Origin of the sequence: Azospirillum griseum (assembly GCF_003966125.1) — a bacterium.
Taxonomy (GTDB): Bacteria; Pseudomonadota; Alphaproteobacteria; order Azospirillales; family Azospirillaceae; genus Azospirillum; species Azospirillum griseum.
In genome coordinates this window covers 1-720 of record NZ_RXMA01000118.1, presented here as the reverse complement: position 1 = coordinate 720, position 720 = coordinate 1, and the positions used below count along the sequence as shown (strand labels likewise).

Below are 720 nucleotides of genomic sequence, written 5' to 3'. Positions count from 1 at the left end.
CGTTTGCGTCCGCGCTATCGCGCCATCTCGCAAAACATCGGGAAAACGTTCCAAACCCGCAAGGCGTCACTCCCCGGAGGGATACGCTTCAGCGCTCGCCGGAACCGTTCGATGAGGACATCGTCCATCGACCGACCGCACTCATCCACGATGCCCGGTCGAGCGTGGCGTGCCAACACCTCCACCATGGTCCTGCACGGAACTCCACGTCCATGGTGTTCGGCAGCCGCCAGTTCAGGAGGACCTTGTGTGTCCTCTCTCCATCACTGCCACCAAACGCAGAAAGCTGCGGCGCATGGGAATGTGCGTGATGCTGTGGTCCCTCGGACACCAGCCTGGCGGCGTGCGCGGTCCCCGTCCGGCGCGGCGACCGCGTGTCCGTTCTGCTGAACGACGCATGGCGCTCCACCAACGCGCTGACGGTGGATGACGGGTTTCGCGGATAGAACGCACAGAACAATAGAACGCACAGCAAAAGCCCCTGAAAGCGGAATGCTTTCAGGGGTTTTGTGATTTGGTTGCGGGGGCAGGATTTGAACCTGCGGCCTTCAGGTTATGAGCCTGACGAGCTACCGGGCTGCTCCACCCCGCGGGCGATGGGTTTGGTGAGTGAGGATGATGGGCGCTTGTGTGTGTGTTGGTGTTTGTGTGGTTTCTCGTGTGCCTGAGTGACCTGGCGGCGACCTACTCTCCCACGCCTTAAGACGCAGTACCATCGGC

Annotated in this window: 1 tRNA gene; it reads right to left on the bottom strand. The window is 61.4% G+C overall.

Features of this window, described 5'->3' with window-relative positions:
- Positions 1-515: 515 nt before the first annotated feature.
- A tRNA-Met gene (locus tag EJ903_RS26415) sits at positions 516-592 on the bottom strand.
- Between the last annotated feature and the right edge of the window lie 128 nt (positions 593-720).